At 63.7% G+C, this 15,696-nt stretch carries 13 protein-coding genes; 7 read left to right on the top strand and 6 right to left on the bottom strand.

Annotated elements, in window-relative coordinates; translation table 11 throughout:
• Positions 1 to 57: 57 nt before the first annotated feature.
• The 7 genes from ABKS89_RS04865 to ABKS89_RS04835 all read left to right on the top strand — a co-directional run bounded on the left by ABKS89_RS04865 (position 58) and on the right by ABKS89_RS04835 (position 8,054).
• A complete protein-coding gene (locus tag ABKS89_RS04865) occupies positions 58 to 588 on the top strand; it encodes a GspH/FimT family pseudopilin (protein ID WP_138212183.1) in 531 nt (176 codons plus the stop codon).
• A 151-nt stretch (positions 589 to 739) separates the two neighbouring features.
• Positions 740 to 1,267 carry a GspH/FimT family pseudopilin gene (locus ABKS89_RS04860; RefSeq protein ID WP_348588126.1) on the top strand — a complete coding sequence of 176 codons (528 nt, stop codon included), beginning with the start codon at positions 740 to 742 and terminating at the stop codon, positions 1,265 to 1,267.
• Entirely contained in the window at positions 1,264 to 1,746 is a 483-nt protein-coding gene (gene pilV, locus ABKS89_RS04855; RefSeq protein WP_192290197.1) for a type IV pilus modification protein PilV, read from the top strand. Before ABKS89_RS04860 ends, pilV begins: the two co-directional genes overlap by 4 nt.
• Entirely contained in the window at positions 1,743 to 2,420 is a 678-nt protein-coding gene (locus ABKS89_RS04850) for a PilW family protein (protein ID WP_192290199.1), read from the top strand. Before pilV ends, ABKS89_RS04850 begins: the two co-directional genes overlap by 4 nt.
• Complete coding sequence (locus tag ABKS89_RS04845; protein ID WP_192290201.1) at positions 2,417 to 2,896, top strand: pilus assembly PilX family protein; 480 nt, start codon at positions 2,417 to 2,419, stop codon at positions 2,894 to 2,896. Before ABKS89_RS04850 ends, ABKS89_RS04845 begins: the two co-directional genes overlap by 4 nt.
• 17 nt (positions 2,897 to 2,913) lie before the next feature.
• A complete protein-coding gene (locus ABKS89_RS04840) occupies positions 2,914 to 7,629 on the top strand; it encodes a pilus assembly protein PilY (RefSeq protein ID WP_348588127.1) in 4,716 nt (1,571 codons plus the stop codon).
• Positions 7,626 to 8,054: a type IV pilin protein gene (locus tag ABKS89_RS04835; RefSeq protein ID WP_348588128.1), complete on the top strand. Its 429-nt coding sequence runs from the start codon at positions 7,626 to 7,628 to the stop codon at positions 8,052 to 8,054. Before ABKS89_RS04840 ends, ABKS89_RS04835 begins: the two co-directional genes overlap by 4 nt.
• Before the next feature lie 63 nt (positions 8,055 to 8,117).
• Here ABKS89_RS04835 and ispH read toward each other — a convergent pair whose 3' ends face one another.
• The 6 genes from ispH to murJ all read right to left on the bottom strand — a co-directional run bounded on the left by ispH (position 8,118) and on the right by murJ (position 15,547).
• Positions 8,118 to 9,062: a 4-hydroxy-3-methylbut-2-enyl diphosphate reductase gene (gene ispH, locus ABKS89_RS04830; protein ID WP_348588129.1), complete on the bottom strand. Its 945-nt coding sequence runs from the start codon at positions 9,060 to 9,062 to the stop codon at positions 8,118 to 8,120.
• 98 nt (positions 9,063 to 9,160) lie between these two features.
• On the bottom strand, positions 9,161 to 9,613 hold the full coding sequence (fkpB, locus tag ABKS89_RS04825) for an FKBP-type peptidyl-prolyl cis-trans isomerase (RefSeq protein ID WP_138212176.1): 453 nt from the start codon (positions 9,611 to 9,613) through the stop codon (positions 9,161 to 9,163).
• On the bottom strand, positions 9,606 to 10,115 hold the full coding sequence (gene lspA, locus ABKS89_RS04820) for a signal peptidase II (RefSeq protein WP_081517339.1): 510 nt from the start codon (positions 10,113 to 10,115) through the stop codon (positions 9,606 to 9,608). The genes fkpB and lspA overlap by 8 nt, the downstream gene beginning before the upstream one ends.
• The gene (gene ileS, locus ABKS89_RS04815) at positions 10,108 to 12,942 is read right to left on the bottom strand and encodes an isoleucine--tRNA ligase (RefSeq protein WP_348588130.1); all 2,835 of its coding nucleotides are present in this window, start codon (positions 12,940 to 12,942) and stop codon (positions 10,108 to 10,110) included. The genes lspA and ileS overlap by 8 nt, the downstream gene beginning before the upstream one ends.
• A 21-nt stretch (positions 12,943 to 12,963) precedes the next feature.
• Positions 12,964 to 13,902, bottom strand: coding sequence for a bifunctional riboflavin kinase/FAD synthetase (ribF, locus tag ABKS89_RS04810; protein ID WP_138212174.1), 939 nt, complete (start codon positions 13,900 to 13,902; stop codon positions 12,964 to 12,966).
• 106 nt (positions 13,903 to 14,008) lie between these two features.
• A complete protein-coding gene (gene murJ, locus ABKS89_RS04805) occupies positions 14,009 to 15,547 on the bottom strand; it encodes a murein biosynthesis integral membrane protein MurJ (RefSeq protein ID WP_348588131.1) in 1,539 nt (512 codons plus the stop codon).
• Positions 15,548 to 15,696 lie beyond the last annotated feature (149 nt).

Here is a 15,696-nt window from a genome sequence, read left to right as displayed (position 1 = left end):
GGCACACGGTAGGCGCCGACCAATACTTCCCGCTCCTCAACTACCCGGAAGCGCACCATGGCCAGGAAGCAATCCGTTATCAGGGAGCTGGGCTTCACCCTCGTCGAGCTGCTGTTCACCCTCGCGATACTGGCGATCGCACTTTCCATCGCGGCCCCCAGCTTCAGCGAACTGCTGCACAACCAGCGCGCAAGCACAGCCACCCAGGAACTGCGCAACGCCCTGGACTTCGCCCGTGAATCGGCGGCGCACCGCGGACAACCGATCAGCATCGCGGCAACCGGCGGCGACTGGGCCGCGGGCTGGGAGGTTTTCGCCGATTCCGGCAATAGCGGCGTCCGCGCCCCACAACAACCTCCACTCGCGGCCCACGGTCCCCTGAGCGGTATCAGCATCCGCACCGACAGCACCTCGCGCCGCTACCTCCACTTCACCCCGCGCGGCAATGCAATCCAACCCAACGGCTCCTTCCACGCCAGCACGCTGACGCTCTGCGGCGCGGGGCGAACGAGTTATCACATCGTGTTCAACAAGGCGGGGCGCATCCGCACCGAGGCCGGATACACCGAGGACTACTGCCCCCGCTGACCGACTTCTCACGCCTTGCGCGACGGGGTTCACAGAACCTCGGAAGGCATGACCGAACGTCCCCCTAATACGAACGGTCATCTATAGAAAAAAGACATTTCCCACACGACTAGGCAACATCGCCGCTATCGAAAATGTGAGGAATGCGTCCATGTCGCGCCCCAGGGAATCAGCAGGGTTTACGCTGATCGAGTTGATGGTCGTGGTAGCGATTGCTGCCATTCTGGCGACCATCGCCATACCCAGTTTCCGCACCTTGATGCTGAACAACCAGATCTCCAGCCAGACCAACATGGTGATCGGGTTGCTGCAATCGGCGCGCAGCGAAGCCATTACCCAGCGCAGCATCGTGCGCGTCTGCGGCAGCAGCGACGCAGGATCCAACCCGGACATCTTTAGCTGCAACAGCAATAGCTGGGAAGCCGGCGCGATCGTTTTCCGCAGCCCGGACGCCACAACGACGTCGGTCGCGCGGGCCGCCGTGATCCGTGTACTGCCACCCAACACCAGTGGCCTGACCCTGCGCAGCAGCGGCACCCTGACCTTCAATCCGAACGGGACCCTGACCACCGCTGCAACGCTTCGGGTCTGCGACTCACGAGGCACTGAAAGCTCGCGCGCCGTCACCCTGAACATCGCTGGCGTTGCCACCAGCGGAGCAAACGGAACATGCCCATGACCCAACGTCGCGAGGGTGGCTTCACCCTCATCGAAGTGCTCATCGCCCTTCTGGTCCTGGCCATCGGGCTGCTGGGCATGGCCTCGCTGACCATGACCAGCCTGCAAAGCAACCAGGGCGCCTACCTGCGCGGCCAGGCCAGCATGCTTGCCTATGACTATGTGGAGCGGATGCGTGGCAACTCGGCTCAAGCGCTGCTGGCCACCTCACCCTATGTGATCAGCCTGACCTCCGGCGCGACCCGGACCAACCCGGACTGCCGCACCAAGACCGCTGGTTGCACGGCTTCGGAACTGGCCAACCAGGACATCTTTGACTGGTGGGGCAACCTGCAGGCCGCGATCCCCGGCTCCGGCGTCACCGTCACCAAAGCGAACACCAATGAGTACCAGGTCGTCATCAGCTGGACCGAGTCCGACGCGCAGCAACACAGCACCGGCTCTCAGGCTCAGAACTTCACGCTGCGGGTGAACCTATGACTACCAGGCAATATTCCTACCGGCAGCAAGGGCTGTCGATGATCGAACTGATGGTGGCGCTGCTCCTCAGCTCGCTGTTGCTGCTCGGCGTACTACAGATGTTCAGCAACAGTTCTGCGTCGGACAAGACCAGCAGCGCGCTGACCCGTGTGCAGGACAGTGGCCGGGTCGTCCTCGACCTTGTGTCTATGGATGCCCGCCGTGCGGGCTATCAGGGCTGCCAGTTGCCCAGCAGCGTCGTGACCGTCAGCAATGGAGTTCAGTTCCCTCGCGACGCGGTCACCACCACCAACGGTGTGAACACCAGCGTGCGTTTCAACTACGCCACGACCACCACCACCTCGGTGGCCATGCCCGGCATCAACAAAACCTGCACTAACCAGACGCTGTACCTCTACTCCGTCACCTACAGCAACTGCGCCAACGGCACCTCGATCTGCATGAACTCCAGCACCAGTGGTGGCGACCAGACGATAGTCGATAACGCCACCATCACCGCCATCACCCTGGGCTTCGAATCGGGAGGCAAGATCGTCTGGAAAACCGCCGGCAGCATCAGCACCGCAGAAGCCCAGAGCGCCGATCGCGTGCAACTGAGCATCACCGCCATCGATTCTGCGCAGAACATTTCCCGCAATTTCACCGGCACCGTCGAGCTGAGGAACCGGCTATGACTTCATCCAAGACCCAACGCGGCATGGCACTGCTGGTCAGCCTCGTACTACTGCTGATTCTCACCGTGCTGGCGATTGCCATGGCCAGTAACTCGACCCTGCAGCAGCGCGTCTCGGCCAACGCCCAGCAACAGAACATCGCCTTCCAGGCGGCGGAGAGCGGCCTGCAGTTCTGGGTGAACCGGTTCGCCCAGAGCGGCGTCGCCCCCACCAACGGCACCTCCATCGCGGTGGAACCAACGTCGGGCAACTCTGGTTCGGCGCAGGTGAACCTGAATGCCAGCTTCATCGAATGCGCCAAGTTCATTCCAGCGCAGAGCCTGAGCGTCGCTGCCGGCACCCTGACCTACACCTGCTACCAGGTGAGCAGCCAGGCTAAGGCTTGCAAGAACCTGAGCAGCTGCGATGTCACCAGCTCGGACGGCCAGGCGCGTGCCCTGCATCGCCGCAGCTACATCCAGGCCACCCACCTCTAACGCATCAGGTGCACAGAATGAATCGTCCACAGTCCTTCCTCCGCAGCCTGATGAGTGGTGCCCTGCTGACCTCGGGCATAGCCTGCGCGACCCTCAGCTATGCCGACGACACCGAGATCTTCTTCGGCGGCCAGTCCATCGACCAGAACGTACGCCCCAACGTGCTGTTCGTGCTGGACAACTCCGGCTCCATGGCCTGGCGCACCGACAGCAACAGCAACCCTTCGCGCGGCCAGCAATCGCGTATGACCCTGCTCAAGCAGGCGTTCTCCGACATCATCCAGAACACCAGCGGCATCAACGCCGGCCTGATGGTGCTCAACGGTGACAACCGTCTGCTGTATCCGGTAACCAACATCGACTCGGTGATACCGAGCTCCGCGACCCAGTACGCCGGCAGCCCGGAAATCGGTCAGGGTAGCGACGACGCCACCCAGAACATCACCAACAGCACCGGCGATATCGGTGAATCCAGCCTGCCCATGGGCTATACCAGCACGACCACGACGGTGGTTGGCACGCCGAACTCGACGCTGGTCCAGAACGATGCCTTCTTCATCGTCACCCAGAGCAACACCGACTACGCGTGCCGGATGCGTACTTCCGGCCTCAACCGCCCGAGCAAACCGGTCTGCACCAACGGCAATATGACCGAGCTGAACGTCAACGCGACCAATAACAGCAACTACCAGACGGCGCTGTTCGACTTCCGCTCACTGGGCGTCCCGGCCAACGCGACCATCCAGAGCGCCTACCTGGTGCTGGTGCCTACCAACACCAACAGGACCGCGCCGCCGACAATGAATGTGAAGATGGAGCTGTCGAAAACACCGGCAGCCCTGAACGACAACAGCCCGGTAGGCACCAGAACATTCAGCAGCGCGACATCCACCGCTTCCAGCTGGATCAACGGCAACACGGCGCAGATCGACATCACCAACCAGTTGAGGACATTGCAGAGAACAGCACCCGCCACCAGTGACATTGGTGACGTGGTGATGAGTTTCCGCGCAACCCAGGCGGCCGACTACACCTTCTGCGCCCGTAGCTGCGGCAACAGCGCCCCGGCGCTGGTGGTGAACTACTCCAGCACCTCCACCGTGGCGCAGACCCGGATTGGCGCCCTGCGCTTCCAGAACCTGGGCATTCCGCAAGGAGCGACCGTCACCAAGGCCGTGTTGTCCTTCGTTCCGGCGACCTCCAACAGCGACCCCGTGACCTTCCGGATCAAAGGCCAGCTGGCGAGTGACGCCACCACTTTCACTGCCACCGAAAACCTCCCGGCGCGAGCCACCACTTCGGCCTACCTCGACTGGGCCGCTCCCGAATGGACGGCACAGAACCCGCCCGTTCCAGTCGAAGGTCCGGACATCAAGAACGTGGTGCAGCAGATCGTCAACCAGGGCGGCTGGTGTGGCAACAACTCCGCTGCGATCATCCTCACACCGCAGAGTGGCTCCGGTTCACGTACTGCTACCAGCATCGAGGGCGGTATCGGCCTGCAGCCATCGCTGACAGTGACCTACACTGGCGGCAGCGGCGGCTGCCTGAACCCGATCATCGAAACCCGTGTCACCGACGCGAAGAATGACGGCTTCGAAACCGCCCCGGGACGCAACTACTACACGCCAACCCTGGGCGACAGCACACTGCCGCTGAACTCGGGCTCCATCGCCGCCCGCTACGAGAACCTGCCCATCATCCAGGGCGCTACCGTGCTGGATGCCAAGCTGTTCATCACGCCGAACAACACGGTCACCGGCCCGAACGTCAGCACTTCGATCAGCTTCGAGAACACCGACAGCTCACCGGCCATGCAGGCGAGCAGCGGCAACATCGGTTCGCGTAGCAGCACCTCCGGAGTCAGTTGCACCATCAACAACACCAATGGTGGCTGGACCGCCGGCACCAGCTTCGCCTGTGGCGGCCTTGCTTCCTCCTTGCAGACAGTGTTCAACCGCAGCGGCTGGGCACCCGGCAATGCACTGACGGTGTTCATGACCCAGAGCGCGAACTCCAGCCTCAATGCCCAGGCCTACGAAAGCAACCCGGCGCAGTCCCTGCGTCTGCGCATCAAGCTGGCCAACGGCGGCATGACCACCAGTCCGTTCACCGTGCGCAACCAGCTCAACAGCCTGGCGCAAACCATGACGCCAACGGGCAACACGCCCATCGTGCCGACCCTGTATGACGCAGTGCAGTACCTGCGCAACGGTGCAGACGGCTATGCCAGCCCCATAAACAGCGCCTGCCAGACCACCCACATGGTGTTGTTGACCGACGGCCAAGCCAACCAGAACACCACGGCCGCCAAGAATGGCATCGCCGCACTGACCGGCGCCTGTACCAGCGACGCCAGCGATGACGGCGAAAAGTGCGCCCGTACCCTCGCCGGCTGGATCGCCGCCAACGACCAGGCCTCCAGCATCGATGGCGACAACCAGGTAACCACCCACACCGTGGGCTTCGCCCTGGATGCCAGTAGCGCAAGCGATAGTGCCAATATCAAGAAGTTCCTCGCCGACCTGGCTTCGCGCGGCGGCGGCTCGACCTACACCGCCACCACCGCAGGCGACCTGTCCAAGGCGTTCAACGACATCATCCAGCAGGTCCTCGCTACCGACAGCACCTTCGTCAGCGCCAGTGCCCCGGTGAACACCTTCAACCGCCAGGACAATAAGGACGAGCTCTACTTCTCGGTATTCAAACCGCAGGAGACCGACACCTGGCCGGGCAACCTGAAGCGCTATCGCCTGGACACCGCCACCGCACAGATCGTCGATGCGGATAACACCGCCGCCGTGGATCCGCTCACCGGCTTCTTCAAAAGCTCTGCCCGCAGCTTCTGGAGCTCCAGCGCCGACGGCAACAACACCGCCAATGGTGGTGCGGCATCCAACCTGCCGGATGCGGCGACTCGCTCGCTCTATACCTTCATTGGCTCCTCGCCCAGTGCTGCGGTGAACCTGAACCAGAACAACTACCTGCTCAACTCGGCGAACACCACCATCACCAACGCCAAGCTGGGCATCAGTGACGCCAACGACACTGCAGCTCGTACCGCGGCGATCAACTATATCCGCGGCCTCACCGCTGCCGGCGCACAGCGCAAGAGCGTGGGCGACCCGCTGCACTCATCCCCGCGCCTGGTCACCTACGCGTGCAACACCTATACCGACAGCACCTACAAGAACTGCAGCAGCGAAGACCAGAGCGTGGTCATGTCGACCAACGAGGGCTACCTGCACCTGTTCAACTCCAGCAACGGCCAGGAACAGATGGCCTTCATGCCCGAACCCCTGCTGGCGCATATCCCGCAGTTGGCCGCCAACCAGAAGTCGACCAGTGCCAAGCCGCGCTCCTACGGCATGGATAACACCGTCACCCTGTGGGTAAACGACGCCAACAAGAACGGCGTGCTCTACGGTGGCCTCAACCCCAGCGCCGCCACGCCGACCCTGCTCACCGGGCTCAACACCGGCGAATTCGTCTACGCCTACGGCACCATGGGTCGCGGTGGTCGCGACATCTACGCGCTGGATCTTACCGACCGCTCCAACCCGAAACTGCTGTGGCTGATCAAGGGCGGCACCACCACGGGCTTTGAGCAGTTGGGTCAGACCTGGTCTGCACCGATCAAGACCCGCATCAACGTCAACGGCACCATCACCGACGTACTGATCTTCGCTGGCGGCTACGACCCGAACCAGGACAACGTCAGCACCCAGACCGCCGACACCATGGGCAATGCCATCTACATCGTCAACGCACGTACCGGTGAACGCCTCTGGTCTGCCAGCAAGACCACCGGCACCCTGCGTCTGAGCAAGATGAATTACAGCATGCCGTCCGCCGTACGCGTCATCGACCTGCAGCAGAACACCGACGGCACCCTGGCCAACGACGAAAACCAACTGGCCGACCAGTTCTTCGTCGGTGACATGGGCGGCCAGGTCTGGCGCTTCTACATCAACAACGGCAGCAGCGGTTCCGGCCTGGTGACTGCCGCCGGCAGCAGCAACGACGGTGTGTTCGCCAACGTGGTTCCGGCCGACACGGCCGACACCACCGATGCCCAGCGCAAGGCCAAGATTCGCCGGTTCTACAACGAACCGGACGTGGCCATCGTCAACGTCAACGGCACCCTGGTACTGACAGTCAACATCGGCTCCGGCTACCGTGGTCACCCGCTCAACAAGCTCACGGAGGATCGCTTCTACTCCTTCCGCACCCCGGTGCTGACCAAACCGTCCACCAGCGAGAGCACCCTGACCGAGAGCAGCCTCTACGACGCTACCGCCAACCTGATTCAGGCCGGCACCGCCACAGAGAAAGCCGATGCCACTACCGCCTTCAGCGCCACCACCGGCGGCTGGATGATCAAGATGAACAGCGCCGGCGGGGAAAAGGTCCTTACCCGCTCCCTGACAGTGAACGGCTATCTGTACTTCAACACCTACGAACCGACGGCGGCCGCCAACTCCTGCCAGGCCAGCGTCGGTGTAAACCGTTCCTACGTCGTGCACCTGGCGGATGCGACCCCGGTCAGCACCACCGGCAACTCCACCTCGCCTTCGGCCCGCTATAACGTGGTCAAAACCACCGGCCTGCTGCCAGACCCGACCCTGGTCAGCATCGGCGGCACCAGCTTCGTGATCAACGGCACCCAGGTGAGCAAGCCGCCGCAGCTGAACCTCAACGAGTACTACTGGATTGACGAGGACAACCTTTGAGCACCAAGGCCCGCAAATCCCAGCAGGGTTTCACCCTGCTGGAACTGATGATCGCCGTCATGGTGGTGGGGATACTCGCCGCCATTGCACTTCCCTCCTACACGGGCTACGTACGCCGAACGGCATGTGAAGATGCCAAAGGCACCCTGGCCGGCGCCGCCGGGATACTGGAAAGATTCCGCGCCCAACGAAACACTTACAGCAACGCAACGCTGGGAGCCTATGCCCAGAGCCCCGTGGACGGAGGCGCGATCTTCACAATCGCCGTCGCCATCGACGGTTCCGGCACCAGCTACGGCCTGACCGCAACGCCGGTGAATGGAGGCGTATTGGCAGGTCGCGGCACTATCACCCTCAGCTCCAACGGTGTGCGTGGAGGCTCCGGAGACCTGGCCGGCGCCTGGGGCAGTTGCCGAGGTCTCTAGGCCGAATGCCGACAATAAAAAACCCGCCAAGGCGGGTTTTTTATTGTCGGCCAGCAGGTGCGGTTAAATCGCCTTCACCCGCAACTCCTTGGGCATCGAGAAGGTGATGTTCTCCTCCCGCCCATCCAGCTCCACCTCGGGCTCCGCGCCCCAGTCACGCAGTTGCTGGATCACGCCGCGCACCAGTACTTCCGGAGCCGAAGCGCCGGCAGTGATACCGATGCGTTGCACACCGTCGAACCACTCCTTCTGCATGTCCTCGGCGCCGTCGATCAGGTAGCCGGGAGTGCCCATGCGCTCGGCCAGCTCGCGCAGGCGGTTGGAGTTGGAGCTGTTCGGGCTGCCGACCACCAGCACCAGGTCGCACTGATCGGCCAGTTCCTTTACCGCATCCTGGCGATTCTGGGTGGCGTAGCAGATGTCGTTCTTGCGTGGGCCCATGATCGCGGGGAATTTTTCGCGCAGGGCGTCGATCACCTTGGAGGTGTCGTCCATCGATAGAGTGGTCTGGGTGACGAAGTGCAGCGCTTCAGGATTGCGCACTTCCAGTGCGGCCACGTCTGCCTCGTCTTCCACCAGATAGATGGTGCCACCATTGGAGGCGTCGTACTGGCCCATGGTGCCTTCCACTTCCGGATGGCCTTCGTGGCCGATCAGGATGCATTCGTGGCCGTCGCGGCTGTAGCGCACGACTTCCAGGTGTACCTTGGTCACCAGCGGGCAGGTGGCGTCGAAGACTTTCAGGCCACGGCTCTCGGCTTCCTTGCGCACCGCCTGGGAAACGCCGTGGGCGCTGAAGATGACGATGGTGTCGTCCGGCACCTGGTCGAGTTCCTCGACGAACACGGCGCCGCGGTTGCGCAGGTTCTCCACCACGAACTTGTTGTGCACCACTTCATGGCGCACGTAGATCGGCGGGCCGAAGACGTCGAGGGCGCGGTTGACGATCTCGATCGCCCGGTCGACGCCGGCACAGAAGCCGCGGGGATTGGCGAGTTTGATTTGCATGGTGGCCTCGGGTGCTACGCAAGCCGGCCCACAAAGGGGCCGGTAGGAATACTTCGCCTCAAGCGCAACGGCCCGCCAGCGGCAGGCCGCGCAGTCGGTCAGGCTGGTTGTACGTCGATGATATCCACTTCGAACGCCAGGGTCTTACCGGCCAGCGGATGGTTGAAATCGATGGTGACGTGCTGCTCGTCGAACTCTTTCACGACGCCCGGCAGTTCGGTCTTGGCGGCGTCGTTGAAGATCACCAGCAGGCCTTCGGCCAGCTCCATGCCTTCGAACTGGTCGCGCGGCATCACCTGCACATTGGCCGGGTTCGGCTGGCCGAAGCCCTGCTCCGGCTCGATGCTCAGGGTGCGCTTGTCGCCGGCCTTGAGGCCGAACAGCGCCTGCTCGAAGCCCGGCAGCAGGTTGCCGTCGCCGACCTTGAAGGTGGCCGGCTGCTTGTCGAAGGTGCTGTCGACGACGTTGCCGTCATCGAGCTTCAGCGCGAAGTGCAGGGTGACCTTCGAGTCGCCGCCGATGCGCTGAATGGTGTCAGAGGAATCAACCATTGGCGGTCTCTCCGGAATTCTTCGATTTGAACATGTCCAGCGCCAGCATGATGGCGCCGACGGTGATGGCGCTGTCGGCCAGGTTGAAGGCCGGGAAGCGCCAGCGGTCCTGCCAGTGCACGAGGATGAAGTCCACCACGTGCCCCAGAACCATGCGGTCGTACAGGTTGCCCAGCGCGCCGCCCAGCACCAGGGCCAGGGCGATGGCCAGCCAGGTCTCGCCGCGCTTGAGGCGCTTGAGCCAGACCACAAGCACGACGCTGACCACGATGGCGATCAGGGCGAACAGCCAGCGCTGCCAGCCCGAGCTGTCGGCCAGGAAGCTGAACGCGGCGCCGGTGTTGTAGGCCAGGGTCCAGCTGAACAGGTCGGGAATGACCACGATCTGCTGGTACATGGTCAGTTCGGACTGGAAGAAGGCCTTGGTAACCTGATCCAGAACGAACACTACCACGGTGATCCACAGCCAGGGCAGGCGGCCGAAACGATCGGCATTAGGCATAGTGACGCACCTCACCCGCGCCATCGATGTTCTCGACGCAGCGACCACAGAGTTCCGGATGCGCCGCGTGGCTGCCCACGTCGGCGCGGAAGTGCCAGCAACGGCCGCACTTGGCATGGGCGGACTTGACCACCTTCAGCTTCAGGCCCGGCAGCTCGCTCTCGACCGCATCGGCCGGCGCATCGGCCAGCGGCGCGACGGTGGCGGCAGAGGTGATCAGCACGAAGCGCAGCTCGTTGCCCAGTTTCTCCAGGCGCTTGGCCAGGGAGTCTTCGGCGTAAAGGGTGATCTCGGCCTGCAGGTTGCCGCCGATGGTCTTGGCGCTGCGCAGGTTCTCCAGCTCCTTGTTCACGGCAGCCTTGGCAGCCATGACTTCGTCCCAGTAGGCGCGGTCCAGCTCGGCGTCGGCCGGCAGCTCGGAGAGGCCGTCGTACCAGGTGCTGAGCATCACCGATTCGGCGCGCTCACCCGGCATGAAGCTCCAGATCTCTTCGGCGGTGAAGGCCATGATCGGCGCGATCCAGCGCACCAGGGCCTCGGCGATGTGGAACAGCGCGGTCTGGCAGGAACGGCGGGCGACGCTGTTCTCCTGGGTGGTGTACTGGCGGTCCTTGATGATGTCCAGGTAGAAGCCGCCCAGCTCCTGCACGCAGAAGTTGTGCACCTTGGAGTAGACGTTCCAGAAGCGGTAGTCGCGGTAGGCCTCTTCCAGCTCGCGCTGCAGTTGCAGGGCGCGGTCGATGGCCCAGCGGTCCAGGGCCAGCAACTGGTCGTTGGGCAGCAGGTCCTTGGCCGGGTCGAAGCCGGACAGGTTGGACAGCAGGAAGCGCGTGGTATTGCGGATACGGCGGTAGGCGTCGGCGCTGCGCTGGAGGATCTGCTGGGAAACGGCGATCTCACCGGAATAGTCGGTGGACGCGACCCACAGGCGCAGGATGTCGGCGCCCATGCTGTCGATCACGGTCTGCGGCACCACGGTGTTGCCCAGGGACTTGGACATCTTGCGGCCGGACTCATCGACGGTGAAGCCGTGGGTCAGCAGCTGGCGGTACGGCGCGTGGCCGTCGATGGCGCATCCGGTCAGCAAGGACGAGTGGAACCAGCCGCGGTGCTGGTCCGAGCCTTCCAGGTAGAGGTCGGCGGCCGGACCACTGGGATGGCCCAGTTCAGCATGGGAGCCACGCAGCACGTGCCAGTGGGTGGTACCGGAGTCGAACCAGACGTCCAGGGTGTCGTTGATCTTGTCGTACTGCGCGGCTTCATCGCCCAACAGTTCGGCGGCGTCGAGCTTGAACCAGGCCTCGATGCCTTCCTTCTCGACGCGCTGGGCGACGGCTTCCATCAGCTCGACGGTGCGCGGGTGCAGCTCACCGGTGGCCTTGTGCAGGAAGAACGGGATCGGCACGCCCCAGTTGCGCTGACGCGAGATGCACCAGTCCGGACGGCCGGCGATCATGCCGTGCAGGCGCGCCTGGCCCCAGGTGGGCACGAATTCGGTCTGGGTGATGGCTTCCAGCGCGCGTTCGCGCAGGGTGGCGCCGGTCTGCGGCCGCTTGTCCATGCCAACGAACCACTGCGCGGTGGCGCGGTAGATCAGCGGGGTCTTGTGACGCCAGCAGTGCATGTAGCTGTGGCTGATGCTGGCGTGCTTGAGCAGCGCGCCGACCTCATCGAGCTTGGCGACGATATTCGGGTTGGCCTTCCAGATGAACTGGCCGCCGAAGAACGGCAGGTCGGCCACATAGACGCCATTGCTCTGCACGGGGCTGAGGATGTCGTCGTTGCTCATGCCGTACTGCTTGCAGGTACGGAAGTCGTCCTCGCCGTAGGCCGGGGCGGAGTGAACCACGCCGGTGCCGGCGCCCAGCTCGACGTACTCGGCCAGGTAGACCGGCGAGAAGCGCTCGTAGAACGGGTGGCGGAAGCGGATCAGGTCCAGCGACTCGCCCTGGGCGGTGGCGATGACCTTGCCTTCCAGGCCGTAGCGCGCAAGGCTCGACTCGACCAGCTCCTCGGCCAGCACCAGCAGGCGCTCGCCGGTGTCGACCAGCGCGTAGGTGAATTCGGGGTGGACGTTCAGCGCCTGGTTGGCCGGGATGGTCCAGGGGGTGGTGGTCCAGATGACGATGGCAGTCGGCTTGGGCAGGCTGGCCAGGCCAAAGGCGGCGGCCAGCTTGTCAGCATCTTCCACCGGGAAGGCGACGTCGATGGCGTCGGACTTCTTGTCGGCGTACTCGACTTCCGCCTCGGCCAGGGCCGAACCGCAGTCGAAGCACCAGTTCACCGGCTTCAGGCCCTTGAACACGAAGCCCTGCTTGACCATCTCGGCGAGCGCGCGGATTTCACCGGCCTCGTTGGAGAAGTTCATGGTCTTGTAGGGATTGTCCCACTCGCCCAGCACGCCCAGGCGGATGAAGTCGGCCTTCTGCCCTTCGATCTGCTCGGCGGCGTATTCGCGGCACAGTTCGCGGGTCTTGTCCGCCGGCAGGTTCTTGCCGTGAGTGGTCTCGACCTTGTGCTCGATCGGCAGGCCGTGGCAGTCCCAGCCCGGCACATAGGGGGCGTCGTAGCCGGCCAGGGTCTTGGAGCGGACGATGATGTCCTTGAGGATCTTGTTGACCGCGTGACCGATGTGGATGCTGCCGTTGGCGTAGGGCGGGCCATCGTGCAGGATGAATTTCGGGCGACCTTCGCCAATCTTCCGCAGCTTCTGGTACAGGCCAATGTCGTTCCAGAGCTTGAGGGTCTGCGGCTCGCGCTGCGGCAGGCCGGCTTTCATCGGGAAGTCGGTTTCGGGAAGGTTCAGAGTGGCTTTGTAATCGGTCATCTCAGGGCCTGTTCAGGATCTTCAATCAAGCGGTTGGCCCAGCCAGTAGGCCCGGGCGGCGGCGATGTCGGCGAGGATGGCCGCCTTGAGTGCCTCGAGCGAGGCGAAACGCTGCTCATCACGCAGCTTCTGGTGGAAAGTGATCTCCAGATGCTGGCCGTAGAGATCGCCAGCGAAATCCAGCAGATGCACTTCCAGGTGGGGCCGGCCGTCGCCATTCACAGACGGTCGGGTGCCGATGTTGGCAACCCCGTTCCGGCGCTGACCAGCCACCATTGTGCTGACCAGGTAAACGCCGTTGAGCGGCGCCTTACGGCGCTTGAGCTGGATGTTCGCGGTGGGCGAGCCCAGGGTGCGACCCAGCTTCTGCCCGTGCAGCACGCGGCCGCTCAGGCTGTAAGGGCGACCCAGCAGGCGCTCGACCATGTGCAGGTCGCCGTCGGCCAGGTCCTTGCGGATACGCGAGCTGCTCACGCGCATGCCATCGACTTCCACGGTGGTCGCGGCTTCGACGGTGAAGCCCTGCTCCGCGCTGGCGTTGACCAGGAAGGCGAAGTCGCCGGAACGGTCGCAACCGAAGCGGAAGTCGTCGCCCACTTCCAGATGGCGGACCCGCAGGCCCTCCACCAGTACCTGGCGGACGAACTCGGCGGCCGACAGCTCGCGCAGACGGCGGTTGAAGGCCAGGCAGAGAACGAAGTCGACGCCATACTGGCGCAGCAGTTCGAGCTTCTCGCGCAGGCGCGTCAGACGCACCGGGGCAGCATCGGGAGCGAAGTATTCGCGCGGCTGCGGCTCGAAGATCACCACGCAGCTGGGCACGCCCAGCTCCAGCGAACGCTCGCGCAGACGCCCCAGGATCGCCTGGTGGCCGAGATGGACGCCGTCGAAGTTACCGATGGTGGCGACACAGCCCCCGGACAGGGGCCGCAGGTTGTGAAGGCCTCGAAGCAGCTGCATAGCGCGCGTATTGCTCAGAAAGTGGTCGATTATACCTGCACCCGTTGCCATGCGACAGGCAAAATGCCGTCGCCGAAAACGGATGCAATGCTTTGTCCGGCGAAGGTTACAGCACCGCGCGGCGGGAGAAGTCCCGCAAGCGGAAGCCAAGGATCGCCAGCATACCGAAATAGGCGACCACACCGGCCACCACCAGCGCGCCCAGGCGCACCAGGCGAATCGGCATGCCGCCCTGATCCCAGGCCGGCATGAAGTGCATCATGCCGATCAGCACCGCGCACATCACCAGTACAGATACGACTAATTTGGCGATGAACTTGCCCCAACCCGCCTGCGGCTCGAACAGCTGCTGCTTGCGCAGTTGCCAGAACAGCAGGCCGGCGTTCAGACAGGCCGCCAGGCTGATCGCCAGTGCCAGGCCCGCATGCTTGAGCGGGCCGATGAACACCAGGTTCATCAATTGGGTGGACACCAGGGTAAACAGCGCGATTTTCACCGGCGTCTTGATGTTCTGCCGCGCATAGAAGCCCGGGGCCAGCACCTTCACCAGGATGATGCCGAGCAGACCGACCGCATAGGCGATCAGCGCATGCTGGGTCATCTGGGCGTCGTGGGCGCTGAACTTGCCGTACTGGAACAGCGCGACCGTCAGCGGCTCGGCGATCACCGCCAGCGCCAGGGAGCACGGCAGCACCAGCAGGAAGCACAGGCGCAGGCCCCAGTCCATCAGCCGCGAGTACTCGTGGCGGTCGTCGCTGGCGTAGGTCTTGGCCAAAGAAGGCAGCAGGATGGTGCCCAGCGCGACGCCGAGCACGCCAGACGGCAGCTCCATCAGGCGGTCCGCGTAGTACATCCAGGACACCGAACCGGCGACCAGGAAGGAAGCGAAGATGGTGTTGATGATCAGCGAGATCTGGCTGACCGAGACGCCGAGGATCGCCGGGCCCATCTGCTTGAGCACGCGCCAGACACCGGAATCGCGCAGGTTGATGCGCGGCAGCACCAGCATGCCGATCTTCTTCAGGTGAGGCAGTTGGTAGAGCAGCTGCGCCAGGCCGCCGGCCAGCACCGCCCAGCCCAGCGCCATGATCGGCGGGTCGAAGTACGGCGTCAGGAACAGCGCGAAGAGGATCATGCTGACGTTCAGCAGGGTCGGCACGAAGGCCGGCACCGAGAAGCGGTTCCAGGTATTGAGGATCGCCCCCGCCAGCGAGGCCAGCGAGATCAGCAGGATATAAGGGAAGGTCACCCGCAGCAGGGAGCTGGTGAGTTCGAACTTCTCCGGCGAATCGACGAAGCCGGGTGCCGTCACCCAGATCACCCAGGGCGCGGCGAGCATGCCCAGCGCAGTGACCAGCGCCAGGATCAGGGTCAGCAGACCGGACACATAAGCGATGAAGGTGCGGGTCGCCTCCTCGCCCTGCTGGGTCTTGTACTCCGCCAGGATCGGCACGAACGCCTGGGAGAAAGCGCCCTCGGCGAAGATCCGGCGCAGCAGGTTGGGCAGCTTGAAGGCGACGAAGAAGGCATCAGTGGCCATGCCGGCGCCGAACATGCGCGCAACTATCGTGTCGCGCACGAAGCCGAGCACCCGCGAGATCATGGTCATCGAGCTGACCGCGGCCAGCGACTTGAGTAGGTTCATAGCGTCCAGAACTGGTAGAATGGCCGCCCCTGCAGGGTGCAGCCCTGGCCTAGAGCGATTGCTCGACCGTCAGGCGAAGCGCAGCAGTGTAGGGCCGCGGGGCGAATAAATCACCCCATCCGCCGGACAGCGTGCGCCCGTCGCACCAC

Source organism: Pseudomonas sp. LABIM340 (assembly GCF_040017195.2).
Lineage (GTDB): Bacteria > Pseudomonadota > Gammaproteobacteria > Pseudomonadales > Pseudomonadaceae > Pseudomonas.
The sequence above is the reverse complement of the archived record's forward strand: the minus strand, read 5'-3'. Positions and strand labels throughout refer to the sequence as shown.

Bases quoted from the DNA above. Each gene is read 5' to 3' on its own strand.
- ABKS89_RS04865 (WP_138212183.1), top strand. From the start codon at position 58: ATGGCCAGGAAGCAATCCGTTATCAGGGAGCTGGGCTTCACCCTCGTC.
- ABKS89_RS04860 (WP_348588126.1), top strand. From the start codon at position 740: ATGTCGCGCCCCAGGGAATCAGCAGGGTTTACGCTGATCGAGTTGATG.
- pilV (WP_192290197.1), top strand. From the start codon at position 1,264: ATGACCCAACGTCGCGAGGGTGGCTTCACCCTCATCGAAGTGCTCATC.
- ABKS89_RS04850 (WP_192290199.1), top strand. From the start codon at position 1,743: ATGACTACCAGGCAATATTCCTACCGGCAGCAAGGGCTGTCGATGATC.
- ABKS89_RS04845 (WP_192290201.1), top strand. From the start codon at position 2,417: ATGACTTCATCCAAGACCCAACGCGGCATGGCACTGCTGGTCAGCCTC.
- ABKS89_RS04840 (WP_348588127.1), top strand. From the start codon at position 2,914: ATGAATCGTCCACAGTCCTTCCTCCGCAGCCTGATGAGTGGTGCCCTG.
- ispH (WP_348588129.1), bottom strand. From the start codon at position 9,062: ATGCAAATCAAACTCGCCAATCCCCGCGGCTTCTGTGCCGGCGTCGAC.
- fkpB (WP_138212176.1), bottom strand. From the start codon at position 9,613: ATGGTTGATTCCTCTGACACCATTCAGCGCATCGGCGGCGACTCGAAG.
- lspA (WP_081517339.1), bottom strand. From the start codon at position 10,115: ATGCCTAATGCCGATCGTTTCGGCCGCCTGCCCTGGCTGTGGATCACC.
- ileS (WP_348588130.1), bottom strand. From the start codon at position 12,942: ATGACCGATTACAAAGCCACTCTGAACCTTCCCGAAACCGACTTCCCG.
- ribF (WP_138212174.1), bottom strand. From the start codon at position 13,902: ATGCAGCTGCTTCGAGGCCTTCACAACCTGCGGCCCCTGTCCGGGGGC.
- murJ (WP_348588131.1), bottom strand. From the start codon at position 15,547: ATGAACCTACTCAAGTCGCTGGCCGCGGTCAGCTCGATGACCATGATC.